Source organism: uncultured Metabacillus sp., from assembly GCF_947503125.1.
Lineage (GTDB): Bacteria > Bacillota > Bacilli > Bacillales > Bacillaceae > Metabacillus.
In genome coordinates, this window is the sequence record NZ_CANNCR010000035.1 from 21,551 (window position 1) to 45,608 (window position 24,058).

Sequence of the window (24,058 nt, forward strand, 5' to 3'; positions counted from 1 at the left end):
CCCCCAATTTCATTGTTCATTTTTATATTTTTGTTTTACTAGTTCTAAAACATCATCCAGTGGAACTTGAATAGAACGTATAGATGTTATGAAGGATTCTACAGCATTTAAAATAAGTTCTTCTCTCACTTCACGTAAAACTTGTTCATCTTTTGTGATACGACTTGGTACATTTCGTTCCGTATAAATCAAACCTTGTTCCTCCATCTCTTTATAAGCTCTTTGAACCGTATTCGGATTAATTTTCAACTTGTTTGCCAAATCCCTGCGCGACGGAATTTCTTGACCCGACTCAAGTCGTCCTGTTGCAATCTGCTCTTTAAAATGGCGGATGACTTGTACATAGACAGGTTCGCGATGATTAAAATTCATAAACCCAACTCCTAAATTCCTTTATCAAGTGTACTAACCAATTAATACACACTTGATAAAAAAATATGTAGTTAGTGTATTAAACTTATAATACACTAGTAACAAAAATGTGTATCAATACTTCAATACACCAATATATGTATATTTTATCTTCATTTAGCTTCAACTGTCAACATAATCATTAAGAAACTGATTTCGAAAATCGTTTAGCAGATGAAAATATAACAGAAGTTTCTTTAATCAAGGATGTATTTCACGATACGTTTGGAATGGAAAAAGCACATTCTTTTCAAGTTAAAGTCGGAGTGAAATCTGCTGGTGCTGTATTCAACAGAGCTATTGTTTTTGCTATTGGTGGGGGATAGGAGCTATTCAATCATTTATTATAAAAAAAGGGTATGTTGTCACCATAACGATGATCAGTAATCAAAAAAAAACCCTCGGTATTTGTTTAAACCCGATGGCTTTTGAATATAGCATTATAACTATTATCATGCATTTGATTTGGATCTAACTTTCTTTTTGAAATGATTGCGAATCAAGGTAACAAGCAGCATTAGCAATGGAAAAGCAAAATGAAAATAAACAGTAACGTAACTGCCAACATAACTACTTTCCTCAATGTGTTCTGAAAAATCGGATGCCCTAATCATTGACCAATAAAGGAGAATACAACCAATTGGTAAAATAATCTGTTGATGATTTTTTAGTTTGAACAAATCTACGATACCAATTAAGGCACCATAAAAAAAGATGGATGCTTTGAAAAACACCGTAATTAATAAGGTAAAAACAACAATAGCATCCAGTCGTTGTATAAACTCGAAAAGGTTGACTTTTCCAATGGTTGATAACAAAGGAAACGTAGATCTCTCCACTTCTTCAACACCAAGAGCAGCGACATTTAAACTTATTGTCCAACTTAAGATAAGACCACTTGAAATTAAGGCAGACAACCATACTTTTTTTACTAATCCGGAACGATTTAAATAAGGAAGCAGCATCATAAAGACAACCATTTGACCAAAAGGAGCATTGTTAGTCTCTGGAAATGCAGTTATGATTGGTTTCCATCCATTTTCAAGAAACGGCTGCAAATTATGAAGATCAACATTACCTGAAATAAGGACGAAAAAATTCCCTATTGCTCCTAACACAAGTAAAATAACAATGAAGACCTCTGCTGTTCGCCCTAATACTTCAATTCCTAGATAAAGTACATAACACATCGTAAGAACGAACAAGAGATTGATTGCTAATAACGGTGTTTCTGTCATTGCCGAGGTAAGCAGCAAATCCCCGAAGTCACGTACATTATCGGCAGCAATCATCAAAAAGTAGAGAATGTATAACAGACCAATGGTCCACCCCAGGTATTTACCAAATATTTTTCTAGTAAGTCCAGTAAGGGGTAAATTGGGATATTGACGAAATAAAAAGTAGTAAATGAAAAATAAGACAATTCCCCCGAACATTCCTAAAAGAATGGCCAGCCATGCGTCTTTTTGGGCGGATATTCCATGACTTTCAACCAGTGTAGTCCCCATATCCAATAGAAACATTAAGGCAAATAGTTGAATAACACTAATTTTTGCTTTCTCCATTGTCTAATGGTCCCTCATTCCTTTATCTCAATACATGGTTTGATCTATAAACTTGTTTGACAGTGAGCGCTTATACTTCTTATCTAGTTATTCATCCTCCCCAACTTTGCTATGCTCAATACTTTTAAGGGTCGAGGAATGTATGCTCTATACAAATCTAGTCACCAAAAGCGATGTTATTGGTAATTAAAAGGGATTAAATATCCCTTTTTTTCGCTTGTTAAATAAAAGAAGTTAAAAACTCAATTTTGTCTCGAATCTCTATTATATAGATCTACACGTTAAAAGGAGAGGGAAAGGAAAAGCTTGATCACAGTGGTTTAGTTCAATACTACGAGAAACTTGCTAATTTTGAAGTAAAAAGGAAACAAGAATATGAGCCGAATACTCTTTAAACATGGAAAAGGGACAAATAATTTAACACAAGGTTGAAAACTTATGGAAGATTCAATGGTTATCTGGTGGATGTCAAACAAGCAGTACATAACGTGTGTTTAATTTACAGAAAGCATTTGATTGATTATAAGGCGATGTTTTTAATTTTTCAGCTGATAGGAAACCCGCTGAAAGGTGAAGGCAAAGGCGCAGTTGCCCCTATCCTTTATACTTAAAATTGGCCACTACGTCGCTTTCCCTTTACGCTCCATTATACTTTTTAAAGTGCAAAAAAATAATTCCTCTAAAAACGAGGAATAGCAAAGGTTTACCATAGGGGAATTTGCGGACTATTAAACTTTCCAATACCGATTATATAAGTTTTGCATATGGTCGGTCATTAGTTTGACTGCTTCTTTTTCATTATGTTCTTCTATCGCTTTTATAAGTAATTTATGCTCATGAAAATTAACTTCTCTATAATCAGGTCGAGTTACCGTACGATCCCGAATAAATTTCCACATTTTTTGCTGTTCCATTGCATTGCTGATCGCTACCATAAAATTAATAAATAAATCATTATGAGAAGCCTTTGCGATCCCTTTATGCAATTTTTCATCGGTTTCAGGAACATAGATTCCGGCCTCAGTCTCTTCCTCCATCTTTTTAATAGTAGAACGCAGTTCCTCAATATCCTCCTCTGTGGCTCTGAGAGCTGCATATTTTACTATAAGCGGCTCGATATTCATTCTTGCTTCGACAATATCCTCCGGGGATACGGCCTCTACTATTATGGCTAAATTTTGACTTTCAGAAGCTGATTGTTTACTTTTAACATAAACCCCTTCACCTTGGCGGGAATAAATATACCCATTTAACTCTAGTGCACTAAGCGCTTGTCTAATGGGAGCGCGACTAACACCAAACTGTTCGCAAAGCTCTCTCTCAGCAGGGAGTTTATCACCTATTTCAAATGAACCGGATTGTATTTCTGAAAGAATTTGGTTGTAAATTTGGACATATAATTTATTACTAGAAACTGGATTAAATTTAATGTAAACCACTTCTTTCGATCATTATTTACTTATTTTCAATACACTATTTAAACGTTATCATTATACCGATTTCTTTCATTTATAGCAACCACATAGACTCTATAAGACCGATGACCTTATGACTCCAAAAGTAAAGGATAGGGCATACCTAATCAGAATATCATGTGATGATAATCAATGTGTGTATACATAAAACAGGCATCCCATTTTGGAATGCCTGTTTCATAATAGTGACTAATTAATCCATATGTGACCCACCGTTAATATCGATTTCCTCACCTGTAATATAAGAAGCTTCTTCTGAAACTAAGAAAGCAATGGTTGATGCAATTTCTTCTGTTTCACCTGGTCTGCCCATTGGTATAGCCGAAATAACTTTTTTCGCATCTTCTTCCGGAAGTGATTTCCAAATCTCAGTATTAATAAGACCTGGTGCAACACAGTTAACAGTAATGCCCTCTGTTGCAACTTCACGAGCTAAGTTTTTAGAGAATCCTAATACAGCAGCTTTAGATGCAGAATAGTGTGCCCCGCCGAATACCCCTCCTCCTCGTTTAGCAGATACAGAGGAAAGACTTACAATTCTACCAAACTTTTGTTTTTTCATCGTTTCTAGTACAGCTTGTGTACATAAGAATAATCCAAACATGTTGACATTAAAGATTCTTGTCATATCTTCAAGCGTCATATCTTCAACAGTAACTTTTTGTGAAATCCCCGCATTATTAACAAGAATGTCAATACGTCCATACTCCGCTAGTACTTTTTTAACCATCGCATCAACTGATTCTTTGCTCGTTACATTCAGTTCTACTCCTAATGCTTTTCCGCCTTCTTCCTGAATTGCAGAAACAGTATCTTGAATTCCATCTGCATTTAAATCAGCAACTACAATAGCTGCGCCCTGTTTTGCAAGTGTTAGGGCAATGGTACGTCCAATCCCTTTTTTTGAACCGCTTCCTGTAACGACTGCTACTCGATCATTTAATTGAAACATGCTTATTCTCTCCTCAGATTTAAAAAATGTTATGATTATGCAAGCAATTCTTTAGCTGTTTTGATAATATACTTATATGTTTCATCTCTATCATCCCAAATAGGATATTTTTACATTTAAACCTTATAAACTTAATAGATTATCTACTTGTATACTAAGTTAAGCTGCAATTAGGGTATACAATAGTCAATTGACACCGTTTACATTTTAACCCTTCTATTAAAAACATTTATGATCTTAAATCCTTCCCTCATTTTATCAAAAGATTAAAAGGGAGTTACTATTTTCCCAAGGGAAGATCCTTTCTAAATCACAAAAACATGCTGATCACAAGACAAAGAATAAAACCCGCAATTGAAATAATGGCTGTAGCAACAGTCCATGACTTTAAGGTTTCTATTTCGGTTAATCCAAAATAACGTTTAATCATCCAGAAAGCTGAATCATTCACATGAGAAGTCATGATCGCTCCACAACCAATTGCTACTATAATTAATGCCAGCATTGGCTCTGACACTGGCTGAAGTTTAATAATAGGCAAGATCAGACTTGCCGCAGTCACGATAGCAACTGTTCCTGACCCCTGAGCAGCACGAATCAATGCCGCAGTCAAATAGGCAAATACAATAATCGGAAGACTTGATCCAGCAACAGCATTGGCAATAATGTCACCGATACCTGAGCTTACTAATACTTCGCCGAAAACGGATCCTGCACCGGTAATCAAGATAATTAGACCTGCAGGTTCGAGAGCTTTTGTCGTAATTTGCTGTATATCAAGCTTGGAATATCCTTTTTTTGTTCCAAATAGATAAATGGTTAATAGAGCAACAATCGTCAAAGCACCAAAAGGATGACCGATTAAGGTTAAAATCCCTCTGACCATACTGTCTTCTGCTAATACATTTTCTGCAATCGTTTTGGCGACCATCAAAAATAGTGGAAGTAAGATAATCCACACAACACTTGCAAAACTTGGAATTTCCCTCTTGCTGTCTACTTCTGCTTCTACAGTAGCAGCAACTTCCGATATCGCACGTTCAACGCTCATTTTTTTAGCTATAAAACTACCAAAAAGTGGCCCGCCAATAATCATTGCTGGTATCCCTACAATGGCTCCAAGTAAAATATGCCATCCTAAATCAACTCCTAAGATTGTAGCACCAGCAAGCGCCCCTGAGGCTGGAGGAATTAACGAAAACGTAGTAGCGATCCCTGCCATAAGCGGAAGAACAAAGTATAAGATAGATTTTTTCGAATTTCGTGCCATACTAAGGATTAAAGGGGCAAAAATAACGATTGCTACTTCAAAGAAGATAGGTACAGCAACAATCATCCCTACAAACCCTAGTGACCAATTCACTTTACTTTCCCCAAATTTTTTAAAAAGGGTTGAAGCAAGACGTTCAGCACCGCCAGAAACTTTAAGCACTTCTCCAAACATGGCTCCTAACCCAATAACAACTGCAAGAAATCCAAGGGTACTGCCCATCCCTTTTTCCATGGCCGCATAAATCTCTTGAGGCGGCATTCCAACACCAATACCTACAAATATACTAACGAGAAGCAAGGCAAGAACTTCCTGCATCTTTACACGTAAAACTAGAAATAACAAGAGTACAATTGCAAGAACAGCTACAACAATTACCGAAACTGAGTCTCCCAATATAACCCCTCCTTTTTATATTTGTATACTTGCTGATTTTCATTGGTTCCTATCCTGCACATTTCGATTGAGATTGGGCATTCCATTATTTTTTGTACTGGTTTCTGCCTTATCTCTTCCTTAGCGAATGATGTTTCATATTCTTGTCCTAAGCCAAAAAGAGAGAACACCATTTTTAACAAATGATTACCAAATCCTTTTAATCCATTTTTGAAACCGCTATCATAAAGCATTAAAAAAATAAACCTTAACATAGTTGACAAGATCGGTTAAAAAACGAAAAACTTATCACATTAAAACTATTATATTATCGCTATCCACCTCCATCATTCAGTAGTTGTTTCCAATCCTGTTAGATTAGAATGTCATATACTTGTATACTAAGTTGACCTAATACATAGTATACATACGCTATCCAAAATTGTCTATATCTTTTTAACTGTTATTTTTTCATTTTCGGCAGCAGAAGATTATTACCAACGGTAAGACATTGCTACACTGCTTCGTATGCTGCGTTATTCGGCTTTATTCATTGTTCAATAGAAGCTATAAATGTTTGTATTTCGACGCTGATGACTTCGCCAGGCTTTATAAACGATTGGATAACAGCAAATTCCAAGGGCAAAAAGATGAAAAGGGATTGAACCTTCTACTGGTTCAATCCCTTCATGTCATCTTATTTATAAATCAATACCTTACCAACAGACCCATCCCTACTCTCACCAACAACGCGGAATTTCAAGCCTTCTTTTGGCAAAATACGCCCTGCATCAACAAGGCCTTTGTTGGTGTAATCTTTGCGATCATCAAATAATGGATTTCGCTTTGTATGGTTATCCTTCATTGTTAGACCATTAATACTTGAATAATCCAAGAACATTTTGCTGGATTTTTGCAGGCTAAATGCAGCGTCATGCAGTTGATAGCGCGCAGCACCGACACTTCCGTCGCTCCAGTAGTTTGCCCGCTGATCAGCATCTACGACTCCAAGGAAGCCTTCTCCAGGATGAACGCCTGTCCAGTTATTGTCAAAAGATTTGTCCACATACCAAACAACAAGGCCTTCGTCATATTTCATGAGACTTGCGCCGCGGCTAATATGTGCCAAGCCTTTATCAACATCATGATGACTTCTCCATTCTAATAGATAGTAATTTTCAGAATAAAAATACCCTTCATCCTTTTTAAAGCCAGTTAATGTAAATGCGGAAGCCCCCTCGGCATTATCTGAAACAAGTGTGTTGCCGTCCGCTTTAATGGCAATGTCATCGACATAGAAGCCTGGCATCGCAACGGCTACATCTGTCCAATAGGTAAATCTTACGTCAATTTTCTTGCCTGCATACGCAGAAAGATCAAAGGCTGCATCAACCCATCCATTCGAATTTCCTGTAATTCCATGTCCTGGGTTTTGCTCATTCGGATTGGCATCAGTGGTGATATTTCCTTTTACTGTTGCCCATTCGCCTGCGCCCGCTTCTTTCACTTGAACAGACGCGTAATCCCAATCTGTTTCAATATCATACCAAGCTTTAAAGGTAAGCTGGGCATTTGCTGCATTTGTTAAATCAACAGTCGTGGTCATCGAATGATTAAGCTCATCACCGCTGCCGCTGAAATATTCATATTTTCCGCTTACCGGCGTGTTGACAACGGTCTTTTTATCAGGCAAGTTGATTCTGACAGCATCATTATTTACACCCTTTGTTACCGCTTCATCTAATAAAAGCGTTGTTCCTTCTTTCGTGATATATTTCTCATCAATGGTTGTTCCAGTTAACCAGTTACCACCATGGGCAGCCTGTAAAAATTCTCTTGCAAATGGGCTGAATCCAGTTGGCTCTGTACCCGGAATTTTTCCTGCCCAGCTGCCCGATGACATAATTGACCAGTAGGCAACAGGCTCACCGGCACCACTGTAAATCGTGTCGTACTCATCAGGAAGCCCAAGATCATGGCCATACTCGTGGGCAAACACGCCCGCCGCGCCATCCTCTGGTTCAATTGTATAATCCCAAGCTCCTAATAAGCCGTCAAAGCGATCACTTTCAGATGTCGCACCTGGCACTGCTACCGGGCCTGTGCCAAGCTTTGAACGGTGCGACCAAATCGCATCACCTGCAAGCTTGCCCCCGCCAGCTTCCTCACCAACACCGGCATGGATCACCATTAAGTGGTCAATAATCCCGTCCGGCTCCGCATATACACCGTCTCCATCATAATCATCGCGATCCCATTGATCATATTGTGTTAGATTGATAGAAGGGTCCTTTGCAGCTTTTGTCAAAGCCTCGTAAACGAGCTCACGCGGGCGCGCATCATTGCCGTCCGGAGCGGGAACATTTTCCCCATAATAGTTCGCAGGATGATCAGCTGTGTACCAGCCAGCTACCTTCCCTTCAACAGTATAGCTGCCGCCTGATTGCTTCTCATAATATTGCTTCATTGAAACAAGGTTTTCTCCATTTGGCCCAGCGTATCCTTTGTCACCAAAAATCATATCCTGGAAGTGACTAAGCGGATAATTCTCATAAAACATATCTGTTTCTTCTTTTGTAATCGAGCTATTTTGATAGTCAGGAAAATCAATCGCGAGCACTAACACCTTATCCTTCCGAACCTCACCTGAATAGTCCTCTTCAACCACTAGAGCAACCGACTGTGCTTGTCCAAGCTTATTCCCTTTTCCATTTTTCAAACCTTGCTTGACCTTCTCCTTTGACCCCTCAAGCTTTTTCATCGGTTTCGGAAGCTTATCCTTAGTGGTAACAGCTTTCTCTTTGCTTTTCAGGTACTCTTTTAAAACCTTTTCTGCTTGAGACGGTTTAGCGTTCTTCGCAAGCTTCCCTTCCTTTTTCAGCATTTCAATTAATCGTTCATCATTAGCAATGCTTACATCTACTGTAGCCCCAAGTGATGGTGCTGTTGCATCCTCTAGCGCCGCCCTTGCAGCCGCCTTCTGAACAGGCGTAAACGCACCAAAAGCAACCGTGCTCATCCCAAGCGCCACCGCCATCGCCGTTTTTATCATCTTCCCCTGCTTCAACCAAATCTCCCCTTTGTCTTTTAATCGAAATCCTAACAAAATGAATTTCGACCTTCGAAATAAGGAGTCCTTTTCAATATGGTAAAATGAAGTAATAGTCCCGAATCATTCTATTAAAATAGTACTTTTGACCAAGGTGAATAATGTCTATTTTTGTAGAAAGAAGGGATAGGTATTATTTTAGACAATTTTTTTGATCACCCTTTTGCTGTTCCAATTATATAAATCACCTATTATGATTATAATCTATTACTATATTTATAAATTTTTATCCATTGCTGCTTTTAAGCGTTAACTCACTAGCCTGCATGAACAACTATCTGCTTAGATTTTTCTACAAAAACGATTACCAGTCTTCGAGCGGCGATTTCACCACTCGAATTCCGTTATTTTTTAAACGTCCACTTTTGATTAAGAGCATAATTAACCACCAACCCGCAGCCTGTTGCAAACACCTGGGCAAGCAGCGGCTGCATAGAGAAACGGTCAACAAGCAAATAAAGAAAGAATGTAGTTAAGCAAAGTGTGATCAGATTGACAAGAACAAATCGAATGAAAAAATCGGTGTGCCTGCCTGTCCCTGCTGCAAACACCCAGTTTTTATTCCAATAATAGCTGTTGATTACACCTAGACTATAGGCAAGGATATTGGCAAAAATATAATCCATTCCGAGCATCACGAGAAGCGAATAGCTGCCAATGGTGATCAATGTATTAAAAATACCTACTGTCCCGAACTTTAGGAACCTTTTCATGGCATAATCCCCTATAATTGCATTATTTCTATCCATTTTGGGGAATAAATTCATTTTTTAATCAGCATCAAGCTAATCTTTAAAACTTTCTTAAATTTTCCCTCCCTCACTTTGCAACGCCAGCTTGACTGATACAATAAAAGCAGGGACTCTCAACCTTGCATAAGCACATCATTCATGCATAGAATGAATAAGAGATTAGGAGAAAACAAGCTGCTAACGACCAGGCTTTTTATAAGTGATAGAAAGATCTAAAAAGGAGGATAACAGATGAATTTAATTGATGTACAACCTGTTAAATTTAGCTTTTTTGAAAAGCCGCCAGCATCCTCAATGACACAGGCATTTGTCTACACAAATGCGGAAAATAATTACCTCGTTGTGAAAAACGGCGACCGCATCTCCCGCAGTGATCTGCGCGCAGGAAAATACAACAAGGTTTATATCGTGAACATGTCGACATTGAATTTTCATTATGAAAAAGAGGTTCCTTCACAGGATCGCGGCCGCCAATTCCTTGTTGACCTGTCCATTGATTACAAGGTCGTTGACCCGATTTCGCTGATTCAGCAAGATGCCGGGGAAATTGTCAGCTATATGAAAAAGAAGCTTCCATACTGGTTGGAGGAAATCACTGTTGACTATCCAATCACAGAAGCTAAACGGGTGAAGCGTCATATTGAGGACCTGCATGAGCATTCCTCAATGGTTACCGGTCTAAAACAGGTCGGGGTCGCGATTAAGGATATCAATGTTCTTGTCAAGCAAAGCGAGGATGATCAAGAGCATGATAAGAAATTCAGAGCCATTGATCAAGAGGATGAATTAGAACTGTACCGCCGTGAGAAAAAACTAAATAAAGCGCGTGTTTTGGCAAAAAGCATCCAAGAAGCGATTAAATCAGGTGATCTCCTTACCGCATTATTAATCGCTGAGGAAAATCAAGATGCTTTGGCGATTGTGAAGAACCGATTACAGCATGAAGAATCTTTCCGCCTTGAAGTCCAGGACCAGGTCAGAAAAATGTTGCTCGATCCTACTGTTAATGAGGCTGAGGTCAAGCAGCAGCTTGCAAAAATAAGAGCCTATTTCCCGCATGAACCATTGAGTGGAGACATGCCTGATTCACATGAACAAAGCGTGGTTGACCCATATGATGAAACAAGGAATATGTATCAAACAACTAAAGGGGAGTAAGAGCCGTGGAAACCATTATCAATCAAGTATTTTGGCTTTGGGTCCCACTGTCTTTCCTGCCGGTTTGGTTAAGGATTGCGATCGTCACCTATTTTGGGATTATCATTGCAAGACCGCTTCTTGTCGGCCTCCTTCCGAAGCTGATTGGGTGGTTCAGCCGCTTTATGAAAAAAGCCATTGAGCTGCTGTCCTTTCCATTGATGGTATGGATACATCGCTATTTAACAAAAAGAAGACTGTCAGGCTACCACGACATCCCGGCCTGGGTGGATTTTCTGGAAGATACATGTGCCATTCTCATAAAAGGCTTTAGCAAAACCGAAGGCCTATCAAAGAAAAAAACGCGGCACAAAGTCCGTCTGAAAAGGACATTTCGATTTGCAGCATTCGTTCTAGCCATCCTTTTGCCGCTTGCCATTATCAATAACCCAACCCAAGCCTATTCAAAAACATGGCATAAATTTGATGCATGGATGCTGGAAGAAAAGGTTCAGAAAACCCTCGGTTTTGAGTTCCCGCAACTCCCAGGCAAGCTCCTGGAAACGGTGGAATCGGTCAACCGGACAGAGATGAAGCTTAAGGAAGAATATGAGGAAGGTGGAAACATCCGCGCCACCCCTTCCCTTAACGGAAAGGTTGTTGCGGAATTAAACACAGATGAAACGATTACCTACTTAGATGAAGAAGCCACAGATGACAGAGGAATCACCTGGCTTAAGGTTGAAACAGAGTCCGGCACTCAAGGGTGGATATCTGAGAGGATTGTGGAGGAGTCGTAATAAATCTTAGATCCTTTTATTTTTTTAGCATAATGGAAATATAATTAAAGAGAGAAGTGCTCCAACACTTCTCCCTGCAACCTCTACCGTCAGGGTGGTTGTTGTCATTAGGTATTTTTCTTTTGAGAACCACCCTTTACCTTGAGACGGCATTTCTACTTCATTCTATCCCTCCGGCACAAACGTCCGTTTCCCAAGCTCATTATCAAGCATGAAGAATGCATTGCTATCAGATTCAATCCGCTTGAGCTTTTGAATGAGATTATCAAAGGTTGCTTCTTCTTCAACCTGTTCTTCAATAAACCATTTCAAGAAGGTCATTGTCGCATGCTCGCGTTCATCTAAAGCAATATCAGCAAGCTCATAAATCCGGCGGGTTACCTCTTTTTCATGCTGAAGTCCTTTTTCAAACACATCAAGAACTGAATCAAATTCGTTGTTCGGAGCAGGAAATCCCTCAACAATCGCACGCTCTCCCATATCATTAATAAAGTTATAAAATTTCATCGCATGATAACGTTCCTCTTCGGCCTGGACAAGAAAGAAGTTGGCAAACCCATCCAAGCTCTCCGCTGAGCAATAAGCTGCCATTCCTAAATAAGAATGTGCCGAATAAAACTCATAATTCATCTGTTTGACTAATCCCTTTACCAGCTTTTCACTAATCATACAAACATCCCTCCTTATATAGCCTAGTTTATCACATGCGATTTAATCTTATGAAAAACGACAACTTTTCTTAAGCCTCTACTACTCTACAACATTGCTAATTTTGTGACAATTGCCCGATTTTTCATAGAAAATGTCAAATAATTACTCACTTTTCCTCCAACCTAAGATAGAATGGGAAGTGATGAATTATTTATTAAAAAGGGGACCATGTATGTTATACCAGATGAAACTATTTAAAGGACTCTTCCAGCCGGGGACCAGCCTTTATCAACTGCAAAAAGCTGAAGCTCTTTCAGGATTGGCTCCGAGACTGTTATGGTTATATCTGCTTAGTTTAATCAGCTTTGCCATCAGCACCTATTTCGGAATTGGAACAGAGTCCTATTCCGGCGCCATTACAGACAGAACGATTGCCGAATACGAAGCCGGCAAACTGCTGCTCCTTGGCGGGGACCTTGCTGCAAGCCTTTTATATACAACACTGTTTATTTGGTTTATCGCCTTTATTTTTTGGCTGATGCTTGATGTTCCATACATGAAGGCCGTGATTGTGCAAATGTTCGTCTTTGCGATTCATTTAGTCGGACAAGCGATCACCATCCCGGTGCTTGTTTTCTTTGACTTGAATCAGCTCAGCAATCCCTTTTCCTTCGGCGTGATCGGCCAATATATAATCGACCATGACTTTTGGCAGCATGTTTTCGGTGCCATTACGCTATTTGACTTTCTAGCGATCTGCTATCTTTATTATTACCTAAAAAATTTAACCGAAAAGAATAAATTTGGAACACTCATTCTCATCGTATTCGTCTATCTTTTCATCTGGATGATCACAGCTTTCATGTCATTTCTTGAGGTTCCTGTTTTGTTAAGGGGGTGGTTGTGATGAAACGATGGAAAATCATCTTATTAACGGCTGTAACAATTAGCTTCATCGGCTTAAATGTCTTTTTAATTGGAAAGGAAGACAGCAAGGTACAACATACCGTTCATGTTGAAAAGTGGACTCGCGTACAGAAGGACGATGTCGTTGAAACCTTTGAGACCAATGCCGTCATGAAGCCACAGGAAGAAGTTGATGTTTATTTTCATCCTGAAGATAAAGAATTTCAGCGTTTTCTCGTAAAAGAAGGGGATGAAGTCACAACAGGAACTCCATTGTTAGAATACACAACACCAGAACTGGATCAACTGCGCGAGACACTTGAGGCCGAAAAGGAACAAACAGAGGGTGAAATTGAAGGAATCGATGACTACATCAGCTCATTGGAAGATTATCAAGCGTCCATCCCCTCTTCCTCAACAGGTGTAGAAGAGACAATGACCACATTTGAGGAAGACCTGAACTTTGACGAAAATGAGAACTTAAATGAAGATCTGAACATTGATGAAAATGCCTCATCAGATATGATCATCAGTGTGATCCAACAGGAGATTTACCGACAGGAGCTCGAAAAAAGCAAGCTCGAAGCAGTGGTTGAAAAATATGATAGCCAGCTAAGCCATCTTAACGAGCAAAGTGAAACAGCCGTCCTTGTCAGTGAAATAGATGGGATTGTCAAAAATGTCGATGACAAGCTTGAAAACCCTGTCGTCACCATCGCCTCTCATACTCTAACAGTAAAGGGTGCGCTGACAGAAGCACAATTTAAAAAAGCCGAAACAGGCATGAAGTTTACTGCAAATGTGGCAGACGAGAAAAAGCCGCTTGAAGGAACGCTTGGAAAAATTAGCCCATATCCGGCTAAGGAGCCTGAAATCGGACAGAAAAATCACTACCCTTTTGAAGGCCAACTGACAGAGCAATCAGAAACGGTCGCAATCGGCGCACAGGCTGCGGTTTCGGTCGTGACAGCGGAAGCAATCGGGGTGCCGACACTCTCCGATCAAGCGCTTCATGGCAAACAAAATAATCTCGGATATCGACTAAACGAAAATGGCCGAATCACTAAGCAAACGATTCAAACCGGACTGGGCTTTAACGGTATTCAAGAAATAACCAAAGGTGCCGAACTCGGACAAGTCATGATGCTTCAACCTGATCGTGTGCCGCAAAACAAAGCCAGCTTTGTAACGGAAATGAAGCCTCGCCGGATTGATAAAGCGGCGTTCAAGGCCCTTTCGAAACGTGAAAGATGGGAAGCATTTTTGATTGGGTTGGTGGAGAAATAAAACTTCAGTTTGATCTGTTTCAAGCATTAAAAATATTTCATTCACTCTAAATTGATCATAATTGAACATAAACATTAAATTAAACACTTATTAACTGTCCGACTCGCTTAAGAGTTGGACTGTCTCTTTTTTGTTGATTTCAGAATACGCTGAGGTGGAAATCCGTCGGATGAAAGACAATTCGATTTCACTGCGACTCGGTTTTGTCCTTCATAAGTCTGATGAAAACAAAGTGGTTCCACTGCTGCTCGGTTTTGACTAGAGCATGACTATTAAACATTTGCAAAGTATTTTTAAAGGTTACGTTTTTGTCCTGTGAATCACAGCTGGAATTAAGATAAAATAATAACGCACAAGGCTTTTCATTGCAATGAGCGTTTTATACCAATTGCTAATTCTGTTGTGATTTCAACTTGAAGTTTTGTACTCTAAATCGAAATCAAGGTCGGCCTTACTATACTTCTCTATTACTCTTAACGTATACCAGCCTTGCGAAAGCCATCAAACACATTGATTGCAGCTGAGACCGCAAAGAGGAAAATGCCGCCGCCAATGATCCACGCTTTTAATTCATTAGACGTAATCGTAAATAAATCTGTCATATACATAATGAAATCATGACTTAGTATATTTGTATTTAGCAAGATGATGATAAAAACGACCGTTCCAATTAGCTGGAGGACCGTATTGCATATGGCCATTTTTCTCGTCCATTGCCCCTTTACCAATTTATAAATGGATAATGCGATTTCCAAACCAATTAAAATGACAACGATCGGCCAATACTGAAGCAGAACCTCTTGATTAAAAGCTGGAGCCACCAATTCAAGCCCGTCTCCGCCACCTTCATATACACCTACAAGATGGTACGCATAAAAATATAGGGTTGCCCAGATCGCTGTCCACATTAACCCCCCAAATACCTCACATTTCGAAATGGCTTTTTTCTTAGGGATATAAGCAATATTTTTCAAATCATCAGGAGTCCATTTTTGCAGGCTTGCTGTTAATGGCTGCTGATCGTTTCCTTTATCTATCCTTTCGATAACAGCAAACACAACGGTTAACCAAAAAAATGTTTGGATTCCAACTTCAATCATTCTCCATATACCAAACCCGGTAATATCAAGAGCCACATTTATGACTGCTTCCTGACCATTGTAACCAATAAAATATTCAGCAATTACCGAGATCAAGGAAATGACCGTGGCAATCGGCAAAATCATTTTTAATAACGTCACATATACATCGAAATAACGCGGTCCAATAAGGTGCATTGGCCGATCTAGATACCCGCTTGCTAATGTGACCGGACTTCCTAATTTTTCAAGCACCGACTTTACATCTTCTTCACTGTAATCATCTGGCAGCATATCCTCTATCGTTGACCGTAATTCAAGGGCAATATCCTTACGATTTTTTTCAGGCAGCCTTCTAGTAACCTCCTGAATATAAACGTTAATTAAATTCATTATCTTCCTCCCCCTTTAATAAGCGATAAAGCTCTTTCGAATTTTTAAGCCATTCCTTTTTCAACTCCAAAAATACCTCTACTCCATAGTCACTTAACACATAATACTTACGCGGCCTGCTCTCAGATGTATCCCAGCTGCTCGACACCAGCTCCTGTTTTTCTAAGCGGCGAAGCAATGGATATAAGGTACTCTGATCAATAGCAATGCCTGATCCCTCCAATAACTGGACAAGTGAATATCCATATTGGGGGGTTTGCAATTGGCTTAAAACCGCTAATGTCAACGTTCCTCTTCTAAGTTCTGTCGTTAATGAATTCAATAACTGACTCATTCACCCACCTCATTTTTATTACTATATGTCATACAGTATATGTCTTATACTATGCATCATACACTATTGTTGTTACAAAAACAATTGAATTTATAAAATATTATTGAGTTTGTTTGCGCAAAAAAAGAAAACACAATTTAAAAACTGACTAAAAAGTGGTTTCTTTTGTGTTTCTGGTACTAAATGTCCTTTCAACTATATTACAATTAAAAACAATTTATTTTGATTGACTAAAAAACATCATCTTATTCCTTAGATGTATCTACGAATTTCGTATTTACCCAGGAAATCGCGATTCTGAAAACACCTATTTATGACTAGGTTAATGTTTATTTTGACAAATATAGTTGTCAAAATGAACATTATCGTTTACAATACAAATAAGAGGTGATTCCATTTGAAAAGTCGTCTTAAGGAGCTTCGAGCACGTGAAGGATTAAATCAGACCCAGCTTGCGAAGCTTGCAAAGGTTTCAAGGCAAACAATTAGTTTGATTGAACGTGAAGAATTCATTCCTTCACTTTTAATTGCCGTTCGGATTGCACGTATTTTTAAGGAACCTGTGGAAAATGTATTTATGTTTGAGGAGGATGAAGTGTAATGAAAAAAGTTTGGATACAATTAATAATAAGTGGTGCAGTTGGATTTATTGTGGCTATACTTTTGCTAAATTATTTTACATTTGACCTCTCAAATTATGCCGATACAATCGTCATCAGTATTCTTGTCATGATTTTCATCCTTTTGGGACTGAGTGTATTCCTTTATAAACAAATAAAGAAGCTGAATCATACCCAATTTACAGGGGATGAAGAAGATGAAGCAGATGTATTAATGTATAAGAAATTCATGGATTACTCATTTTTTGTTCAGATGAGTAATACACTTTCAATTTTAGCTTTATGTATAACTGTGATTACTTCACAAAAATTAGTCTTCACCATTATAGCAGTTGTCACATTGATTCTTAGTTATATACTCACTGCTTTAATGACCAGTTTAATGCAACTCGTCTATCCTGAACGGAATCTTCCAAGCATTTCAGAACCGAATTATTCAGAAAAGCTCTTGGACATTTCAGATGAAGGTGAAAAACATGTCATGCTAATCGGACTTTACAAAGCTTATCAATTATTAAGTGTTGCTTTAATTTTCGCCATTGTCCTTTCAACACTCTATTCCCTTTCTACAGGCAACTCCCAGCTTTTCTCTATTATTATCATGAGTATAGTTTTATTGCTTGTGAATGGAAAATATTGTTTATCTGTTCGGAATAAGTAATGTAAATCGTTCTGTATTAAAATCTGCAAAAACCCCTGCTCTATGATCAAAAAGGGGTATTTTTGCAGGTTGAATTCTTTAAAGATGAATAATCGCTTTTCCCCTCTTCTACCATCGCACATAACCGATATAAATAACTCATCCCGCGCAGTTGTACCTTCACTAAATAATCCAGGTACATGAGTGATTCTCTTGTGATTCTTATCGCTTCAGCTAGATTATGCTTATCCATTTCAGCTAGTACATCCCTTACCACATCCAATGAGTATACAGCGTTTTGAAGCGTGCGGATGACTAATAATTTTCTTACATCATTTATCGTATATTTCCGATATCCGTTTTCGGGATCCCGCTCAGGCTCAATTAAACCTTCCTTTTCCCAGTGTCTTAATGTGGATTTGGCAACACCAATGGCTTCCGCTGCTTCCCTGATTGAATACCAATTCTTTTTCGGCATGGGCTTAACAACTTCATCGATCCGATCCTGCTCTAGTATTTTGAGTGCTTGCTCAGCCTTCATTTTATCCTCATATAACTGAGCCTGAATCTCACTTACCTTCCATAATGCCTCTGTTATGTTCCTTTTCTGAATCATGGGCATAATTTCCCGTACCAGCTTCATACCAAATCCCGCATTCATGGCACGAATACAATCAAAATAAGCTGCATGCTCCTCTGTATAGATTCGGTACCCATTTTCTCTCCGTTCGGCCTTTGGCACAATTCCCCAGGATTCATAATGGCGCAGAGCGCTTGTACTTATGTTAAGCCTCTTGGCAATCTCAATTGGTTTATACATGTTTTATTCCTCCAAACATTCTTGTAAAACCTTAAACAACTATGACGGATTGAATCTTATTATATCAACATATAACTCCTTTAACATTAGCAATTGCATGAATGTTGTAGAATGGATGTGTAAGTAAAATTTTAGGAGGGAATTACTTGAATCAATTTATCGAAATTAATGGTGCGCGTGAACATAATCTGAAAAACATTTCACTTCGAATTCCAAAAAATAAGCTTGTCTTACTAACAGGGCCATCAGGTTCCGGAAAATCAACGTTAGCATTAGATACCCTTCAAAGAGAATGTCAGCGGCAATACATGGAATCAATGGGTATGACAACAGATGCTGTCAGTAAACCCAAGGTAGATTCCATCATTGGATTGTCCCCTTCAATCAGTATCGGCCAGCACATCACGAACCGTAACCCTCGTTCAACAGTTGGTACCACGACAGATATGTACACCTACTTACGTGTAATTTATGAAAAGCTCGGAGAACGCCCTTGTCCACATTGCCGAAACAAAATACCTCCACGATTTGATAAGGAAATGTATGAGGAGGATGCTGGTTTTAAACAATTTATTGATTGTCCGCATTGCAAACAGCGGGTTGAAAAATTAACACGCAGCCATTTCTCCTTCAACAAACCAGATGGTGCCTGCCCTACCTGTGATGGCCTCGGAAATGTTGCTGAATTGGATTTCACATCTGTTTTTGATGAGGAAGCTAGTCTAAATGAAGACTGTGTCCGGATTTGGAAAGGTCAATTCCGTGAATATCAGCTGAATATTTTAAAGGCGGCAGCCGATTATTATGGCATCCCTCTCGACCTTAACCTGCCTTTGAAGGAGTTTACCGACATTCTGAAGGAACTAAGGGACCTAGGAAATACGGTTTTAGTGATTGAACATGATGAAGAAATGATGCGAGGAGCAGATCATATCATCGACATCGGACCTGGCGCTGGGAAATACGGCGGAAAAGTCGTTGGCGAAGGAACTGTCCAGCAACTAATGAAACAAGAGCAGTCGATTACAGGTGCATTCTTAAACAAGCCGCTGAGCTCCCATTTCAATCGACGTGCCGGGAATGGAGAATGTTTAACGATTCACAATGCAACGAAGCATAATTTAAAAAAAATGACCGTTTCTTTTCCGCTAGGAACCTTTATTTCTGTAACTGGTGTTTCTGGTTCTGGAAAATCGAGTTTAGTTTTTGATGTGCTTTCGTCTGGAAAAAACGGAGCACCTGATGGCTGTGATCGCATAACCGGTTTTGAATTGATTGAAAGCATGATTACCGTTGACCAATCACAGCTAACACGTATGCAGCGATCAAATGTCGCAACGTATACAGATGCTTTCACATTCATCCGAAATCTTTTTTCCTCCCTGCCTGATGCGAAGAAAAACAACTTAAAGCCAAAAGACTTTTCCTTTAACACGCCTGGAGGAAGATGTGAGCATTGCCAAGGACTAGGGTTTGTAACAACAAACATGCATTTCCTGCCAGATCTTGAAGTAAAATGTCCGGTTTGTCACGGAAAACGATTCAAAGACTTCATTCTTGCCATTACTTATAAAGGGCAAAGCATTTCTTCGATTCTTGACCTGACAATTGAAGAAAGCCGCCCTCTGTTCAAGGATGTTAAAAAAATCGGATCGATCATTGAGATCTTGTGTGAAGTAGGTCTAGGCTACCTAAACTGGGGACAGTCGGTGACAACCTTATCTGGCGGGGAAGGCCAGCGTCTGAAATTAGCAAGAGAATTATACAAGCAAAACTCGAACCATACCCTTTACTTGCTTGATGAACCGACAACAGGACTTCATCCATCAGATGTAAACAAGCTGCTTCATCTCTTAAACAGACTGGTTGATGCCGGAAACACGGTTATTGTCGTGGAACATACATTGGAGATGATTCGCGCTTCTGATTGGGTGATTGACATTGGACCAGAAGGCGGAGCAGCTGGCGGACAAGTTGTTGCTCAAGGGACTCCTGAACAAATTGCTCTTGCTGAAGGATCACATACTGGAAAGTTTTTAACCTTTCACTAAAAAATGATAAACGATCAGCTTGCGCTTATCCACAGTATAAGAATTTTATAATTTCCTGGTGTATAAAAAAGTAAGGTCCTCTCCAACTTTATGTGAGTGGACCTTACTAACTTGCCAAAACCTTACCACTTCTCATTAATTCGCCTCCTCACATTCGGACATTGCCAAATAAGAATTTATATCTATTAAAACACGTTCTTGTTATAGCGCATATATAACCTTTATAACGAAAGATAATGAACTTCCTATGAAAAATTATTCACTTTAAAATGACATAAATAAGGAACAAATACCTACCCTAACATTTGAAAACCCCATCCTATAAGGACGGGTTTCTCACAGTTACCATAGCATAAACTTAGGTTTTCTAAGCATTCGACTTAACCGTTACTAGTATGATCTACGTGCTCCTTTATTTAAATACCTCAAAAGGAACCTGAAAATAGGAGATCAGAAAAGCAATAATAAAGATCGAAACAAGATAAGCACGAACTGGATAATAGTGATGTAAGGCGATGACGGAGAACATCACGATATCAAATAAAAACGAATACCCGATTCCCCACCCATGGTCATATGTGATTCTGCCGGATTGATCTAAAACAAACTCAACCGCTATGTATATGAAGGACCAAATGAAAATATAAACGATGCGCTGAAACCATTTCGAAGGAAAATGGGACAAAAAAAGAAAAACACTAACCGGCATGGTAATAACCGCGTAAATAATGACGATCATTTTCACGCTAAACAACCAATCAGCATGAAATTCCCATAGGTTATATTCTTGCACGATATATTCATAAAGCAATCCATAAGTAGCGATAAAAAACATACTTGAATGATATTCTTTCCAGTTTTTCCAATTTCCCCACTTTAAAGAAGCCAAAATCGTTAAAAGCGTGATTGCAAGATGCATACTCATTATCCCTTCATTAAACTTTATAAGGTAGTTTCCCCCAATCATCATTTTTTTATTGTTAAGAATGTTGATTATTTGCATGCCGCACAGTAAACTCTTGTGTAGATTTGAAATAAAGATTTATAAAAAAGATGTACCGGTTTACCCCTTTGGATATGTTCACTAAAGGGGTGTTTTTATAGTGCAAAGGACAAAAGAAAAGAACATCTGAATTGAAAGATCGATTAGGAACTGTTGAGTGACAAAAAAGTTGTTCCGTTAAAGGGCCAGATTATGAGGTTAATTTTGAAAGAAAATAATGGTAAAATTAGTAAGAGAGTTTTTGGGAGGTTAACTAATTAATTGAAAGGGTTACTATATCTTGGAGTATGACATTTTAATTTTTTTATGAAAATGCTTTAGGGAGGGCGAAATGGAACCGAAAATAAATATCAATCATTCAACTCATTTTTCCTTGCTGTCGCGATGGCCACAGTGGACTGGGTATGCCGCAGCTCTATGGTCCCTAATATACGGGTTACTCGGGCTGTTCTGGTTATTAGGTGGCAAAGGATTTCCATTCGGTAAAAACGATCCAAAGGCAGAAATGATGGGATCATTTTTATCAAATCTTAATGTTGATTTCGGGGGACCAGTCATTGCCATAGCTGGATTGGTAGGAACAGTAGTAGCTCTAGCGATGGTAATGACATGGGGACGTCGTTTTCCTCGTACACTATTGCTCTCCTTCGCGTGGATAATGAGTGTGACGCTTATATTTTTAGTTCCAGATTCTCGAATTGCACAGAACTTTGCTTATTTGTTCTTGCTTCACTTTGATCTGCTGGACTGGAGGGTTGTTAATCAAGTTTATTGTATAGTTGGTGGGTTCATATGGGGCGCTTCTGCAATAGCATACTTTCGTCTTACACGGGATACTTGCGGCAATTGCGGCAGGAATGACGCTGATAAAGGATCATCAGCAAAAGCAGCAGCAAAATGGGGAAAGTGGTTTACCTATTTAGCTGTCATTACGGCATTTCCATACGGTATTGTTCGATGGGCGTGGGCCTTAGGTATTCCTTTGGGGACAAACGACTTATCAATGGTTGGGAATGAAGACAATTTAATAGCTGAAGCCATATTGGGAGGATTATGTATTGGCGGTGGAATTCTGACCCTTGGGCTTATTCAAAAATGGGGAGTGATTTTTCCACGGTGGTGTTTATTTCTAGCAGGTAAACAAATTCCAATCTGGTTTGTTATGGTACCTGCTATATTTATGTCTGCTATTATCACGATTACGGGGTTAAAGCTCACTCCACAAATCATATTTATGATAATGAATGGTTCCATTACACATGAAAATTGGGGACAATTTGTTCCATTTTTGTTCTGGTTACCCTGGGGAATATCTCTAGGGATAGCAATTTTAGCCTATTATTTAAAAAGAAGGGGAAGATGCAAGCATTGTGGTAGACTTTAACTCATCATTCTAATGGTTGTTAAAAGACTAAAAGTGGCGAATTTAGATGAATAATAACCTGTTTACATGAGAGTTTTTATTTTCCTTCAACTTTCTATTAGTTAAAATAGATTTAAAGGGCGCAATCTGCGAAAAAACCCCACTTTCAATTTTTATTGGAAAATGGGGTTTTTTATATCCATCTCTTAAGAATCACATGTTCATCCACCTGCATCTTGATATCTATTGACACAGTTCATAAATATCTTATACGCAACCCAAAGGCAAATCGGACCAATTAATGGAGAAATCCAAGCTCCCCAATTACTAAGTAATCTGGTTGTTTTCGAAAGTAAAAAGCACTTGGATAATAATTTACAAAAGCAAGTGGCACAAGAAAGATGATCGTTATTTGTACCAAAGTACCATAAACAGAAATAGGGTATGAAATAAAATCTTTCAGCCGAAAGAATAGACTGAATAAGAACCCTGTTCGTACCACCACAAATGACCAAGCACCTATTATTGATAAGATAGCAGCTTGAATCAACATGGGGATCAAGAGAATTCGTAGCAAAATTACACAGAAAATGAATATGCTTACCTTCTCTCTTCTCTTCAATACTTGCCGATGTATTCGCACATCCAATTAATAAACCGGCTAGGATGAATAAGATGCCTGTTGTTGAAACATGTTTTTTAATGTATGTATAAAAACGGTTAAAAATCATACCACGACCCTGATGATGAGTTTTTTTCAAACTGACTCCCCATAATACGAAATTATTACGATTTACATTTTATCGGAATCATTCCTATTTGGTAAAATTAATAATTTTATAAATTAATTCTTTAACAGGAAAAGTATTTGGATTCTGTCGGTGAATTCCAGGATATTTCGGCGGAATTCTGATTTTATCAGCGATTTCCGAATTTTATCGGCGAGTTTCTGATTTTATCAGCGATTTCCGAATTTTATCGGCGAGTTCGGTTTGGCCCCCTTATTTTGGACACCAATCTTTTGTTTTCTCGTTCTCTCTTAGTTTTTCATTTTCTGTTTTTCCT

At 38.8% G+C, this 24,058-nt stretch carries 21 protein-coding genes; 8 read left to right on the forward strand and 13 right to left on the reverse strand.

Going from position 1 to position 24,058, the window contains the following annotated elements; genetic code table 11:
* Positions 1-9: 9 nt before the first annotated feature.
* The 7 genes from Q1B07_RS18430 to Q1B07_RS18460 all read right to left on the reverse strand — a co-directional run bounded on the left by Q1B07_RS18430 (position 10) and on the right by Q1B07_RS18460 (position 9,870).
* Positions 10-372 carry a GntR family transcriptional regulator gene (locus Q1B07_RS18430; RefSeq protein ID WP_299092880.1) on the reverse strand — a complete coding sequence of 121 codons (363 nt, stop codon included), beginning with the start codon at positions 370-372 and terminating at the stop codon, positions 10-12.
* Positions 373-863: 491 nt separating this feature from the next.
* Positions 864-1,976, reverse strand: a complete 1,113-nt coding sequence (locus tag Q1B07_RS18435) for a GerAB/ArcD/ProY family transporter (RefSeq protein WP_299833245.1) — start codon at positions 1,974-1,976, stop codon at positions 864-866.
* 728 nt (positions 1,977-2,704) lie between these two features.
* A complete protein-coding gene (locus Q1B07_RS18440) occupies positions 2,705-3,415 on the reverse strand; it encodes a FadR/GntR family transcriptional regulator (protein WP_299092882.1) in 711 nt (236 codons plus the stop codon).
* Positions 3,416-3,644: 229 nt separating this feature from the next.
* Complete coding sequence (locus tag Q1B07_RS18445; RefSeq protein ID WP_299092884.1) at positions 3,645-4,403, reverse strand: 3-oxoacyl-ACP reductase family protein; 759 nt, start codon at positions 4,401-4,403, stop codon at positions 3,645-3,647.
* Between the two features lie 310 nt (positions 4,404-4,713).
* On the reverse strand, positions 4,714-6,069 hold the full coding sequence (locus Q1B07_RS18450) for a gluconate:H+ symporter (RefSeq protein WP_299092885.1): 1,356 nt from the start codon (positions 6,067-6,069) through the stop codon (positions 4,714-4,716).
* A gap of 676 nt (positions 6,070-6,745) precedes the next feature.
* Positions 6,746-9,115 (reverse strand): immune inhibitor A domain-containing protein, encoded by a 2,370-nt coding sequence (locus Q1B07_RS18455; RefSeq protein ID WP_299833248.1) that lies wholly within the window; start codon positions 9,113-9,115, stop codon positions 6,746-6,748.
* A 386-nt stretch (positions 9,116-9,501) separates the two neighbouring features.
* A complete protein-coding gene (locus Q1B07_RS18460) occupies positions 9,502-9,870 on the reverse strand; it encodes a GtrA family protein (RefSeq protein ID WP_299092887.1) in 369 nt (122 codons plus the stop codon).
* A 270-nt stretch (positions 9,871-10,140) separates the two neighbouring features.
* Here Q1B07_RS18460 and Q1B07_RS18465 point away from each other — a divergent pair, with 270 nt between their 5' ends.
* The gene (locus Q1B07_RS18465) at positions 10,141-11,067 is read left to right on the forward strand and encodes a hypothetical protein (protein WP_299092889.1); all 927 of its coding nucleotides are present in this window, start codon (positions 10,141-10,143) and stop codon (positions 11,065-11,067) included.
* 5 nt (positions 11,068-11,072) lie between these two features.
* Positions 11,073-11,846 carry an SH3 domain-containing protein gene (locus Q1B07_RS18470; RefSeq protein ID WP_299092891.1) on the forward strand — a complete coding sequence of 258 codons (774 nt, stop codon included), beginning with the start codon at positions 11,073-11,075 and terminating at the stop codon, positions 11,844-11,846.
* 165 nt (positions 11,847-12,011) lie between these two features.
* Here Q1B07_RS18470 and Q1B07_RS18475 read toward each other — a convergent pair whose 3' ends face one another.
* Positions 12,012-12,515 carry a ferritin gene (locus Q1B07_RS18475; RefSeq protein ID WP_299092893.1) on the reverse strand — a complete coding sequence of 168 codons (504 nt, stop codon included), beginning with the start codon at positions 12,513-12,515 and terminating at the stop codon, positions 12,012-12,014.
* Positions 12,516-12,729: 214 nt separating this feature from the next.
* Between Q1B07_RS18475 and Q1B07_RS18480 the strand changes: the two genes are divergently transcribed.
* Together Q1B07_RS18480 and Q1B07_RS18485 are read left to right on the forward strand one after the other, a co-directional pair.
* Positions 12,730-13,404, forward strand: coding sequence for a hypothetical protein (locus Q1B07_RS18480; protein WP_299092894.1), 675 nt, complete (start codon positions 12,730-12,732; stop codon positions 13,402-13,404).
* Complete coding sequence (locus Q1B07_RS18485; protein WP_299092895.1) at positions 13,404-14,690, forward strand: HlyD family efflux transporter periplasmic adaptor subunit; 1,287 nt, start codon at positions 13,404-13,406, stop codon at positions 14,688-14,690. The genes Q1B07_RS18480 and Q1B07_RS18485 overlap by 1 nt, the downstream gene beginning before the upstream one ends.
* A gap of 473 nt (positions 14,691-15,163) precedes the next feature.
* Here the strand turns inward: Q1B07_RS18485 and Q1B07_RS18490 are convergent, their stop codons facing one another.
* Together Q1B07_RS18490 and Q1B07_RS18495 are read right to left on the reverse strand one after the other, a co-directional pair.
* The gene (locus tag Q1B07_RS18490) at positions 15,164-16,162 is read right to left on the reverse strand and encodes a hypothetical protein (protein ID WP_299092896.1); all 999 of its coding nucleotides are present in this window, start codon (positions 16,160-16,162) and stop codon (positions 15,164-15,166) included.
* Positions 16,149-16,496 (reverse strand): PadR family transcriptional regulator, encoded by a 348-nt coding sequence (locus Q1B07_RS18495; RefSeq protein ID WP_299092897.1) that lies wholly within the window; start codon positions 16,494-16,496, stop codon positions 16,149-16,151. Before Q1B07_RS18495 ends, Q1B07_RS18490 begins: the two co-directional genes overlap by 14 nt.
* 397 nt (positions 16,497-16,893) lie before the next feature.
* Here Q1B07_RS18495 and Q1B07_RS18500 point away from each other — a divergent pair, with 397 nt between their 5' ends.
* Both Q1B07_RS18500 and Q1B07_RS18505 read left to right on the forward strand, forming a co-directional pair.
* Positions 16,894-17,097, forward strand: a complete 204-nt coding sequence (locus Q1B07_RS18500; protein ID WP_299092899.1) for a helix-turn-helix transcriptional regulator — start codon at positions 16,894-16,896, stop codon at positions 17,095-17,097.
* Complete coding sequence (locus tag Q1B07_RS18505) at positions 17,097-17,777, forward strand: DUF3169 family protein (protein WP_299092901.1); 681 nt, start codon at positions 17,097-17,099, stop codon at positions 17,775-17,777. Before Q1B07_RS18500 ends, Q1B07_RS18505 begins: the two co-directional genes overlap by 1 nt.
* 46 nt (positions 17,778-17,823) lie before the next feature.
* Here Q1B07_RS18505 and Q1B07_RS18510 read toward each other — a convergent pair whose 3' ends face one another.
* Positions 17,824-18,576, reverse strand: a complete 753-nt coding sequence (locus Q1B07_RS18510; protein WP_299092903.1) for a MerR family transcriptional regulator — start codon at positions 18,574-18,576, stop codon at positions 17,824-17,826.
* A gap of 146 nt (positions 18,577-18,722) precedes the next feature.
* Between Q1B07_RS18510 and Q1B07_RS18515 the strand changes: the two genes are divergently transcribed.
* Positions 18,723-20,627 (forward strand): excinuclease ABC subunit UvrA, encoded by a 1,905-nt coding sequence (locus Q1B07_RS18515; RefSeq protein ID WP_299092905.1) that lies wholly within the window; start codon positions 18,723-18,725, stop codon positions 20,625-20,627.
* A 412-nt stretch (positions 20,628-21,039) separates the two neighbouring features.
* On the opposite strand, the gene Q1B07_RS18520 is transcribed toward Q1B07_RS18515, so the two are convergent.
* A complete protein-coding gene (locus tag Q1B07_RS18520; protein ID WP_299833254.1) occupies positions 21,040-21,552 on the reverse strand; it encodes a CBO0543 family protein in 513 nt (170 codons plus the stop codon).
* A 409-nt stretch (positions 21,553-21,961) separates the two neighbouring features.
* Here Q1B07_RS18520 and Q1B07_RS18525 point away from each other — a divergent pair, with 409 nt between their 5' ends.
* Positions 21,962-23,014, forward strand: coding sequence for a hypothetical protein (locus Q1B07_RS18525; RefSeq protein ID WP_299092908.1), 1,053 nt, complete (start codon positions 21,962-21,964; stop codon positions 23,012-23,014).
* Positions 23,015-23,291: 277 nt separating this feature from the next.
* On the opposite strand, the gene Q1B07_RS27065 is transcribed toward Q1B07_RS18525, so the two are convergent.
* Positions 23,292-23,546, reverse strand: coding sequence for an ABC-2 family transporter protein (locus Q1B07_RS27065; RefSeq protein WP_366945228.1), 255 nt, complete (start codon positions 23,544-23,546; stop codon positions 23,292-23,294).
* Positions 23,547-24,058 lie beyond the last annotated feature (512 nt).

What these genes read in the sequence shown, in the direction of transcription:
- Q1B07_RS18430 (WP_299092880.1), bottom strand. Translation starts at nt 372, where the DNA reads ATGAATTTTAATCATCGCGAACCTGTCTATGTACAAGTCATCCGCCAT.
- Q1B07_RS18435 (WP_299833245.1), bottom strand. Translation starts at nt 1,976, where the DNA reads ATGGAGAAAGCAAAAATTAGTGTTATTCAACTATTTGCCTTAATGTTT.
- Q1B07_RS18445 (WP_299092884.1), bottom strand. Translation starts at nt 4,403, where the DNA reads ATGTTTCAATTAAATGATCGAGTAGCAGTCGTTACAGGAAGCGGTTCA.
- Q1B07_RS18460 (WP_299092887.1), bottom strand. Translation starts at nt 9,870, where the DNA reads ATGAAAAGGTTCCTAAAGTTCGGGACAGTAGGTATTTTTAATACATTG.
- Q1B07_RS18465 (WP_299092889.1), top strand. Translation starts at nt 10,141, where the DNA reads ATGAATTTAATTGATGTACAACCTGTTAAATTTAGCTTTTTTGAAAAG.
- Q1B07_RS18475 (WP_299092893.1), bottom strand. Translation starts at nt 12,515, where the DNA reads ATGATTAGTGAAAAGCTGGTAAAGGGATTAGTCAAACAGATGAATTAT.
- Q1B07_RS18480 (WP_299092894.1), top strand. Translation starts at nt 12,730, where the DNA reads ATGTTATACCAGATGAAACTATTTAAAGGACTCTTCCAGCCGGGGACC.
- Q1B07_RS18485 (WP_299092895.1), top strand. Translation starts at nt 13,404, where the DNA reads ATGAAACGATGGAAAATCATCTTATTAACGGCTGTAACAATTAGCTTC.
- Q1B07_RS18490 (WP_299092896.1), bottom strand. Translation starts at nt 16,162, where the DNA reads ATGAATTTAATTAACGTTTATATTCAGGAGGTTACTAGAAGGCTGCCT.
- Q1B07_RS18495 (WP_299092897.1), bottom strand. Translation starts at nt 16,496, where the DNA reads ATGAGTCAGTTATTGAATTCATTAACGACAGAACTTAGAAGAGGAACG.
- Q1B07_RS18505 (WP_299092901.1), top strand. Translation starts at nt 17,097, where the DNA reads ATGAAAAAAGTTTGGATACAATTAATAATAAGTGGTGCAGTTGGATTT.
- Q1B07_RS18510 (WP_299092903.1), bottom strand. Translation starts at nt 18,576, where the DNA reads ATGTATAAACCAATTGAGATTGCCAAGAGGCTTAACATAAGTACAAGC.
- Q1B07_RS18520 (WP_299833254.1), bottom strand. Translation starts at nt 21,552, where the DNA reads ATGAGTATGCATCTTGCAATCACGCTTTTAACGATTTTGGCTTCTTTA.
- Q1B07_RS18525 (WP_299092908.1), top strand. Translation starts at nt 21,962, where the DNA reads ATGGAACCGAAAATAAATATCAATCATTCAACTCATTTTTCCTTGCTG.
- Q1B07_RS27065 (WP_366945228.1), bottom strand. Translation starts at nt 23,546, where the DNA reads ATGTTGATTCAAGCTGCTATCTTATCAATAATAGGTGCTTGGTCATTT.